Source organism: Thiocapsa sp. (assembly GCF_022340925.1).
GTDB lineage: Bacteria > Pseudomonadota > Gammaproteobacteria > Chromatiales > Chromatiaceae > Thiocapsa.
Map to the genome: position 1 here is coordinate 1 of NZ_JAJDNA010000082.1, position 9,269 is coordinate 9,269.

A 9,269-nucleotide genomic window follows, 5' to 3' on the forward strand; every position below is an offset into this window, starting at 1 on the left:
AACCCCGACGCCGTCGCGGCCTCGATCAAGTCGGCGCTGCTGAGCCGCTTGGAGGAGCTGTGCGGGACCGATCCGGATATCCTTGTCGCCAAGCGCTACAAACGCCTGATGAGCTACGGCGAGTTCAAGGACGAGCGCCCGACCCCACGGTGACCGCATGACCCGGTTCGGGCCGGACTGTCTGGGCGGCGCCCTGGCTCATCTGAGGCCGTCGGATCACTGCTGGGTCGCCTATAGCGGCGGTCTGGACTCGACGGTGCTGCTGCATGCGGCCTGCTCGATCTGCGGGCGCCTGCCCGGTGAGCTTCGAGCGATCCATATCGATCATGGCCTCCATGCGGACTCGTCTCTTTGGTCCGCGCATTGTGCACGCCAATGCGACGCCCTCGGCGTTCCGCTTGTGATCCGATGCCTGCAGCTGCAGCCGCTCCCCGGGGAGAGCATCGAGGCGATGGCACGCCAGTCCCGTTATCGTGCCCTGGCGGCGCTGCTCGCGCCGGGCGACTGCGTGCTGACTGCCCACAACCAGGACGATCAGGCCGAGACGCTCTTGCTCGCCCTGCTGCGCGGCAGCGGTGTCCAGGGGTTGGCGGCGATGCCATCCGAGACGGTCCTCGGGCAAGGACGCTTGTTGCGCCCCCTGCTGGATGTGCCGCGGCTGGCCCTGGAGCACTATGCCCGGCACCAGGGCCTTTCCTGGATTGAGGACCCGAGCAATCGCGCGCAGCGACTGGATCGCAATTACCTTCGCCATCGCGTGGTTCCCCTGCTGCGAGCGCGTTGGCCCGCGGTCTCGGCGACCCTGGCGCGCAGCGCGGGCCATTGCGCCGAGAGCGCGCGGCTCGTCGAGGCCGTCGCATCGGACGCGCTGGCGGGTAGCGCCGGCCGTTGTGGAGGAACGCTGAGCATCCAGGCGCTCGCCAAGCTCGATCGGGGCCGGCAGAGGTCGGCCCTGCGCCTGTGGCTGCGTCGCCGCGGCTTCGCGATACCCCAGACGCGGCACCTGGCGCGTATCCTCGACGAGCTCCTCAGAGCCCGACCGGATGCCGACCCGCTGGTCTCCTGGGCGGGGTGCGAGGTGCGCCGCTATCGTGACGATCTGTTCGCCCTGCCTCCCCTGCCGCCGTCACCCGGTGCCCTGGCGATCCGCTGGGAGCCTGACAGCGCGTTCGCCGGGTTGAATCTCCCACTCGGCCTCGGGAGTCTGCAGTGGCCGGAGATGGCCGATGGGCGGCGACGGGATCCGTGGTCGGCAGGGGCTCTGACGGTCCGCTTCGGGTTGACCGGACAGACCTGCCGCCCGCGATTGGCTGCGCATCGGCGCGCGTTGAAGAAGCTCCTCCAGGAGGCCGGGATTCCGCGCTGGCTTCGTCCGTATGTGCCATTGGTGCTCTCGGGTGAGAGGCTGATCGCCGTGGCCGGGGTCTGCGGGTGCGGGCATGAGGGATCCGGGCCGGGGCCGATCGAGTCACCGCGTTGGCGCGGACACCCCTGGGAGGAGCTTGGCGTCTTCGCGTGTTGATGGTTGCGCCGGCATGGGGTCTGACGCGCATGCGAAGATCGCCGGGTTTAGGCTTGCGATGCGTGCCCGCCTGGGCGAGGCGGCGACACCTCGAGCCGGCGCATGCATTCCGGCCGCCGCTCAATAGAGTGCATTCATCATCTTGGCGCGATAGCTGGCCACCAGGTCGCCGCCGCCAAGCAGATCGAAGACGGCGAGCATCCCTTTGCGCCCGGCGTCCTCTTCGAACCCACGGTCGCGCTTCATCAAGGTCAGGAGATTCTCCAGTGCGGGTTCATAGTCCCCACGGACGACCTGGTGGGCGGCAAGCTGATAGCGGGCACGGCTGTCATTCGGGTCTGCGGACAGCGTCCGGACGAGCTCCGGCTCCGATGGGGCGCCCTCGAGTGCGCTGGCGAACCTGAGCTGGCCGCGCAGGGCGATCACCTCGGGGTCGTTTGCCAGCTCGATCGGAAGCCGCTCGATCGCCGACTGGGCCTCGGCGACGTCGCCGCGAGCCGCCTTGAGCTGCAACTCGGCGAGCGCGAGACGGACGTTGCCGGGATCCTGCTCGTGTGCGCGATCGATCAGGGCCTGGGCACCCGCGAGGTCGCCTCCCGCCATCAGTCCCTGTGCCTGCGCGAGCAGATCGTCGGAGGCCCGCGGGATGTGGCGGTCCAGGAACTCCCGGATCTGGCCCTCAGGCAGTGCGCCCATGAACTGATCCACCGGACGCCCGGACTTGAAGAGCTGGACGGTAGGCAGGCTGCGGATGCCGAACTCGGCGGCCAGCGCCTGTTGCGCCTCGGTATCGACCTTGGCGAGCAGGAAGCGTCCGCCGTATTCCTCGGCCAGTTTGGCCAGAATCGGCATCAACATGCGGCACGGCGCACACCAGTCGGCCCAGAAATCGACCAGGACGGGGCGCTCGAACGAGCCTTCGAGCACGATCGACTGAAAATTTTCCGCCGTAACGTTCACAGTGTTGAGAGAATCAACCATGATCGGCGCACTCCTGAAAACGGATCAAATGGCCACAGGATCTCTGGTGAACATAACTGTCGGATGGGGTTGATTCAAGACGAGCGCGGTCAGACGTCCGCGACTGTCTGAGTCCGTACCTAAACTGCCGGCACGCGCGAACGGCTTCATCCATGACCATCATGTCGCGCGCAGCGATCTGTCCCTCTTGGTCGATCTCTGGGCGCCTCGGTGCGCCCGCGCCGGTTTTTCCGTTCGTGCCTCGCGTGGACACCCGGGCTCGGGTTCTTTAGAATTCCCGCGGGTCGGGGTAGTGCCCAGGACCCGCCTGGCGTGATTTCGCCGCTGTACCTGTCCCCATTGCGGCCGTCTCACGCCCTCGCCCGGACCGGAGAAAGCCTTGAGCAAACCCGCGGTACTCGTCTTGGAGGACGGCTCTGTCTTCCGGGGAACATCGATCGGCGCCGATGGAACGAGCGTCGGCGAGGTGGTTTTCAACACCTCCATGTCCGGGTATCAGGAAATCCTGACCGACCCCTCTTACCTGCGGCAGCTCGTCACCCTGACCTACCCCCACATCGGCAACGTCGGCACGAACGTCGAGGACGAGGAGTCAGACCGCGTCCAGGCAGCCGGACTGATCATTCGTGACCTGCCGGTGCGGGCGAGCAACTTTCGGGCCCAGGAGCGGCTCGACGACTACCTGAGCCGCCAGGGCATCCCCGGCATTGCCGAGATCGATACGCGGCGCCTGACCCGTCTCCTGCGTGAGAAGGGTGCTCAGAATGGCTGCCTTCAGGCCGGCGAGGCGATCGACGAGGCGGCGGCGCTGCGCGCGGCGCGGGCTTTCCCGGGACTCAAGGGCATGGATCTCGCCCAGCATGCCTCGACGCCGGAGGCGTATCCCTGGACTCAGGGGGTGTGGACGCTCGGTGCCGGGCTGCCGGCAGCCCTTCACCCGGTCGGCGGGCGCCTCCCGTTCCACGTCGTCGCTTACGACTATGGCATCAAGCGCAACATCCTCAGGATGCTGGTCGACCGGGGCTGTCATGTCACCGTCGTCCCGGCTCACATGCCAGGCGGGACGGTGCTCGGCCTCAGGCCTGACGGGGTGTTCCTTTCCAATGGCCCTGGCGACCCCGAGCCCTGTGACTATGCCATCGCGGCGATTCGCGAGCTGCTCGATACCGACGTCCCGCTCTTCGGTATCTGTCTCGGCCACCAACTGCTCGGTCTGGCGTGCGGCGCGCGCACCCTCAAGATGAAATTCGGTCACCACGGGGCCAATCATCCGGTGCAGGATCTGCGCACCGGTGCGGTCTTGATCAGCAGCCAGAACCATGGTTTTGCGGTGGACGAGGAGAGTCTGCCCGCCCACCTCGAGGCGACGCACCGGTCGCTGTTCGACGGCAGCCTGCAGGGCATCCGTCACCGCGAGCGGCCTGCGTTCGGATTTCAGGGTCACCCCGAGGCGAGCCCGGGCCCCCATGATCTTGCGCCTCTCTTTGACCGTTTCATCGATCTCATGCGCGCCCGGAAGGCCTAAGCCGCGAATCAACCCCCATGCCAAAGCGTACCGATATCCAGAGCATCCTGATCATCGGCTCGGGGCCGATCGTGATCGGGCAGGCGTGCGAGTTCGATTATTCGGGGGCACAGGCCTGCAAGGCACTGCGTGAGGAGGGCTACCGGGTCATCCTGGTGAACTCGAACCCGGCGACCATCATGACCGACCCGGACATGGCCGACGCGACCTATATCGAGCCGGTCACCTGGCGCGCGGTGGCGGCCATCATCGAGCGGGAGCGCCCGAATGCACTGCTGCCGACCATGGGTGGTCAGACGGCCCTGAACTGCGCGCTCGATCTGGTCCGCGAGGGGGTGCTCGAGCGCTTCGGCGTCGAGCTGATCGGGGCCTCGCGGGAGGCGATCGACAAGGCGGAGGATCGCGATCTCTTCCGCCAGTCGATGCGCCGGATCGGGCTCGACATGCCGCGCGCGTCGATCGCCCATAGTCTGGAAGAGGCGATCCAGGTCCAGGCCTCGATCGGCTTTCCGACGATCATCCGTCCGTCCTTCACGATGGGCGGCAGCGGGGGCGGGATCGCGTATAACCAGGAAGAGTTCGAAGAGATCTGCCGCCGCGGACTTGACCTCTCGCCGACCCGTGAGCTGCTGATCGAGGAGTCGGTCCTGGGATGGAAAGAGTTCGAGATGGAGGTGGTCCGGGATCATGCGGACAATTGCATCATCATCTGCTCGATCGAGAACCTTGATCCCATGGGTGTGCACACCGGTGATTCGATCACGGTCGCCCCCGCCCAGACCCTGACCGACAAGGAATTTCAGATCATGCGCGACGCCGCGATCGCGGTATTGCGGGAGATCGGCGTCGACACCGGCGGCTCGAACGTGCAGTTCGCGATCAATCCGGACGACGGTCGCATGATCATCATCGAGATGAACCCCCGGGTCTCGCGCTCGTCGGCCTTGGCCTCCAAGGCAACCGGATTCCCGATCGCCAAGGTCGCCGCCAAGCTGGCCGTGGGCTACACCCTCGATGAGCTGCGCAACGAGAGCACGGGCGGGGCGACACCGGCCTCGTTCGAGCCCAGCATCGATTACGTGGTCACCAAGATCCCGCGCTTTGCCTTCGAGAAATTTCCCCAGGCCGACCCTCGGCTCACCACGCAGATGAAATCGGTGGGCGAGGTGATGGCGATCGGCCGAACCTTCCAGGAGTCGCTGCAGAAGGCCGTTCGCGGCCTGGAGATCGATCGCCACGGGCTCGACGAAATCGTGGACCCAAGGGAGCCGGATCCCGTCACGCGGGTCCGCCATGAGCTGCGTCAGACCGGCGCCGACCGGCTCTTTTACCTCGCCGATGCCTTCCGGCTGGGGATGAGCCTCGAACAGATCCAGGGTCTGTCCAGGATCGATCCCTGGTTCCTGGCTCAGGTCGAAGATCTGGTGCAGACAGAGCGGCGGGTGCGCGCCGGCGGTCGCGCGGCACTCGACCGCGACTGCCTGCGTGCGCTCAAGCGCAAGGGTTTCTCGGACCGGCGGATCGGGGACCTGGTCGGGGCACCGGAGCAGGAGATCCGGGGGCTGCGACACCGGCTCGATCTTCGACCGGTTTACAAGCGCGTCGACACCTGCGCCGCCGAGTTTGCCTCGAGCACCGCTTACCTCTACTCCACCTACGAGGAGGAATGCGAGGCCGACCCCAGCGACCGGAGGAAGGTCATGGTGCTCGGCGGCGGTCCGAATCGCATCGGGCAGGGGATCGAGTTCGACTATTGTTGTGTCCATGCCGCGTTCTCCCTGCGCGACGACGGCTATGAGACCATCATGGTCAACTGTAATCCCGAGACCGTCTCGACCGATTATGATACCTCCGACCGGCTCTATTTCGAGCCGCTGACCCTGGAGGACGTGCTCGAGATCGTCGCCAGGGAGCGACCGCTCGGGGTCATCGTGCAGTACGGCGGTCAGACCCCGCTGAAGCTTGCGCGCGACCTGGAAGCGGCCGGTGTCCCCATCATCGGGACGAGCCCGGACAGCATCGATCTGGCAGAGGATCGCGAACGATTCCAGCAGATGATCCATCAGCTGGCCTTGCGGCAACCGCCCAATGCGACCGCCCGCAGCGAGTCCGAGGCGGTCGAGCGGGCCGCGGCGATCGGCTACCCCCTGGTCGTCCGTCCCTCCTACGTGCTGGGTGGGCGGGCGATGGAGATCGTCTTCGACGAATCCGAGCTCAATCGTTACATGCACGAGGCGGTTCGCGTCTCCAACGAGTCGCCGGTCTTGCTGGATCGTTTTCTCGACGATGCCATCGAGGTGGATATCGATGCCATCTGCGACGGTCAGGACGTGCTGATCGGCGGCATCATGGAGCACATCGAGCAGGCCGGAGTGCACTCGGGCGATTCGGCGTGCTCGCTGCCGCCCTACACACTGTCCCCGTCGATCCAGGATCGGATGCGCAGGCAAATGGCGCGGATGGCGCGAGCATTGAACGTGGTCGGGTTGATGAACGCTCAGTTCGCGGTCAAGGGCGAGGATGTCTTCATTCTCGAGGTCAACCCGCGTGCCTCCCGGACCGTTCCCTTTGTCTCCAAAGCAATCGGGGTGCCCTTGGCGAAGGTGGCCGCCCGCTGCATGGTGGGCAAGACTCTGGCGGAGCAGGGACTGAGCCGCGAGCAGACGCCCAAGCATTATTTCGTCAAGGAGGCCGTCTTTCCTTTCGTCAAATTCCCCGGCGTGGATACGCTGCTGGGTCCCGAGATGAAGTCGACCGGCGAGGTGATGGGCATCGGCGAGTCCTTTGGCGAGGCGTATGCGAAGGCTCAGGAAGGTGCCGGCACGCTCCTGCCGCCGCTGCGCGGCAAGGCGCTGCTGAGCGTTCGCGAAGCGGATAAGGTCAGGCTGACTTCGGTGGCGAAGGATCTCATCGGGTTCGGCTTTGTGCTCTACGGCACCCATGGGACGGCCCGGACCCTGCGCGAGGCAGGCCTCGATTGTATCGGTGTCAACAAGGTCGCCGAGGGGCGACCGCACGTGGTCGACATGATCAAGAACAACGAGGTCAGCTTCATCGTCAACACGACCGAGGGCGCGCAGGCGATCGCGGATTCGGCGGCCATTCGCCGGGCTGCACTCCAGCACAAGGTGAGCTATACCACGACCATCTCAGGGGCCGAGGCCACTTGCCTGGCATTGAAACAACTGGACATTCTGAGCGTCAATCGGTTACAAGATTTGTACTGACCGATATGACGGGCGCCGTTTTTGGCGCCCGCGGCCTTTCTGTTTGACACCCATTGTTTCGATCCGCTGCAGGTCCTCGGCTCGATCGGCCGACAGGGCGGTGGCGGCCTATCCAGACGAGGAAGCTACCCATGAACCAGGTCCCGCTGACCATCAGGGGCGCTGAAAAATTGCGTGAAGAGCTCGAGCGACTCAAGCGCAGTGAGCGTCCGCGCGTGATCGAGGCGATTGCCGAGGCCCGGGCCCATGGCGATCTGAAGGAGAACGCCGAGTATCATGCTGCGCGAGAGCAGCAAGGATTCATCGAAGGCCGCATCAAGGACATCGAAGGCAAGCTGGCGCATGCCCAGATCATCGACGTGACGAAACTGCCCGCCAACGGTCGGGTCGTGTTCGGCTCCACTGTGAATGTCCTGGAGCTGGACAAGGACATCGAGCATACCTTCCAGATCGTCGGCGAGGACGAGGCCGACCTCAAGCAGGGTAAGATCTCGATCGCCTCGCCGATTGCCCGTTGCCTGATCGGCAAAAGCGAGGGCGACGTGACCTCGGTGAAGGTCCCGGGCGGCGTTCGGGAGTTCGAGATCCTGGAGGTGCAGTACGTTTAAACCGCGTCCTGCCGAGCGGCTCGTCTCGAGCTCCTAGCCCGCACCGTCGCGCGAGATCAGTGCAATCACCCGATCCAATGCGCGGTCGGGCAGGACCCGCTTGAGCACGGCGAAGAGACGGGTCGGCAGGGTGACGGCATAGCGTGTGCGCGGCCGGGGACTCTCCAGCGCGTGGACCAGCTTTTTCAGGACGGCCTCGGCCGGAAGTGTGAAGGGCTGGGCGGCGCCGGCCCGGGTGAGCCGCGTCTCTGCGCGCGCATAGGCGAGGCGGTGGGCACTCCGGTCACTGTCGATGTTGGCCTTGAAGGCGGCATAGGCGTTCTCCCGGAATCGGCTCAGGATTGGACCGGGCTCGATCAGCGAGACTGAGATCCCCGTCCCTCTCAGCTCAAGACGGAGCGTGTCCGTGAGCCCTTCGAGGGCGTATTTGCTCGCGACATAGGCCCCTCGATAGGGTAGCGGGATGAAGCCGAGGATCGAGCTGTTCTGCACGATCCGGCCATGACCCTGATGACGCATGATGGGAATGACTTGGCAGGTGAGGTCGTGCCAGCCGAGCAGATTGGTCTCCAGCTGGGCACGCAGCACCTCGCGGCTCAGGTCCTCCACCGCCCCAGGTTGCCCGTAAGCCCCATTGTTGAAGAGTGCGGTGAGGGTGCCGCCGGTGAGCTCGAGGGTCCGGGCGAGGCCGGCGCGGATGCCCGCGGGATCGTCCAGGTCGAGTCGAATCGCGCAAAGGCCCTGCGCCTCGAGACGGATCACGTCGTCGGCCTTGCGCGCCGATGCGATCACCTGCCAGCCGCGCCGAGCGAGACCGAGTGCGCAGGTCAGGCCGATTCCGCTCGAGCAGCCGGTGATGAGCAAAGAGCGTTTTGGGGGCATGGTCATCCGCTGCCATTGTGACGGATCCGCAACGGCGCCCAGGAGGCACGGGTCTGCGCCACGTGCATCAGGACGGCTTGGCATGAGATTAAGGCGGATCCCGGTTCCGGGCGCAAGCCCGAGTGGCGGGCTGGATTTGATTTCGCCGACCGCATCCCTATAAATCCGCCGCTGCATTGATGGTGATCTTGAGGAACGAGCAATGCCGATCTACGAATATCGCTGCGAGAGCTGCGGACACGAGCTCGAGCGGATGCAGAAGATAAGCGACCCGCCGCTCACCGACTGTCCCCAGTGCGGGCAACCGGCGCTGCGCAAGCGGATCTCCGCTGCGGCCTTTCGGCTCAAAGGGGGTGGCTGGTACGAGACGGACTTTAAGAAGTCCAATCAAAAGAATCTCCACGACGGCGGCGGGAAGAAGGATCCCAAGTCGGGGGAAGGGGCCTCGTCCGCCGCCGGTGCGTCGGCCGACACAGGGAGCGCGAAGGCCGCTGCGTCCGACTCGGGGACGGCCGCAAAGGCGA

General features: G+C 65.5%; 7 protein-coding genes. 5 read left to right on the forward strand and 2 right to left on the reverse strand.

Annotated elements, in window-relative coordinates; genetic code table 11:
- The first annotated feature begins 157 nt into the window (after positions 1 to 157).
- Positions 158 to 1,522, forward strand: coding sequence for a tRNA lysidine(34) synthetase TilS (gene tilS / locus LJE61_RS10355; protein WP_296918316.1), 1,365 nt, complete (start codon positions 158 to 160; stop codon positions 1,520 to 1,522).
- 120 nt (positions 1,523 to 1,642) lie between these two features.
- Here the strand turns inward: tilS and trxA are convergent, their stop codons facing one another.
- Positions 1,643 to 2,503 carry a thioredoxin gene (trxA, locus tag LJE61_RS10360; RefSeq protein WP_296911431.1) on the reverse strand — a complete coding sequence of 287 codons (861 nt, stop codon included), beginning with the start codon at positions 2,501 to 2,503 and terminating at the stop codon, positions 1,643 to 1,645.
- Between the two features lie 379 nt (positions 2,504 to 2,882).
- On the opposite strand from trxA, the gene carA reads away from it, so the two are divergent.
- The 3 genes from carA (at position 2,883) to greA (ending at position 7,863) form a co-directional block, all read left to right on the forward strand.
- Entirely contained in the window at positions 2,883 to 4,028 is a 1,146-nt protein-coding gene (carA, locus tag LJE61_RS10365; protein ID WP_296911429.1) for a glutamine-hydrolyzing carbamoyl-phosphate synthase small subunit, read from the forward strand.
- 17 nt (positions 4,029 to 4,045) lie between these two features.
- The gene (carB, locus tag LJE61_RS10370; RefSeq protein WP_296918318.1) at positions 4,046 to 7,255 is read left to right on the forward strand and encodes a carbamoyl-phosphate synthase large subunit; all 3,210 of its coding nucleotides are present in this window, start codon (positions 4,046 to 4,048) and stop codon (positions 7,253 to 7,255) included.
- A 131-nt stretch (positions 7,256 to 7,386) separates the two neighbouring features.
- A complete protein-coding gene (greA, locus tag LJE61_RS10375; protein ID WP_296918320.1) occupies positions 7,387 to 7,863 on the forward strand; it encodes a transcription elongation factor GreA in 477 nt (158 codons plus the stop codon).
- Between the two features lie 33 nt (positions 7,864 to 7,896).
- Here greA and LJE61_RS10380 read toward each other — a convergent pair whose 3' ends face one another.
- Positions 7,897 to 8,751, reverse strand: coding sequence for an SDR family oxidoreductase (locus tag LJE61_RS10380; RefSeq protein WP_296918322.1), 855 nt, complete (start codon positions 8,749 to 8,751; stop codon positions 7,897 to 7,899).
- A gap of 196 nt (positions 8,752 to 8,947) precedes the next feature.
- Here LJE61_RS10380 and LJE61_RS10385 point away from each other — a divergent pair.
- Positions 8,948 to 9,269 (forward strand): FmdB family zinc ribbon protein (locus tag LJE61_RS10385; RefSeq protein ID WP_296918324.1); only part of this gene is annotated, 322 nt, incomplete at its 3' end.

Excerpts from the sequence above, each read along its gene's own strand:
- carB (WP_296918318.1), top strand. The coding sequence starts at position 4,046 with ATGCCAAAGCGTACCGATATCCAGAGCATCCTGATCATCGGCTCGGGG.
- LJE61_RS10380 (WP_296918322.1), bottom strand. The coding sequence starts at position 8,751 with ATGACCATGCCCCCAAAACGCTCTTTGCTCATCACCGGCTGCTCGAGC.
- greA (WP_296918320.1), top strand. The coding sequence starts at position 7,387 with ATGAACCAGGTCCCGCTGACCATCAGGGGCGCTGAAAAATTGCGTGAA.
- tilS (WP_296918316.1), top strand. The coding sequence starts at position 158 with ATGACCCGGTTCGGGCCGGACTGTCTGGGCGGCGCCCTGGCTCATCTG.
- trxA (WP_296911431.1), bottom strand. The coding sequence starts at position 2,503 with ATGGTTGATTCTCTCAACACTGTGAACGTTACGGCGGAAAATTTTCAG.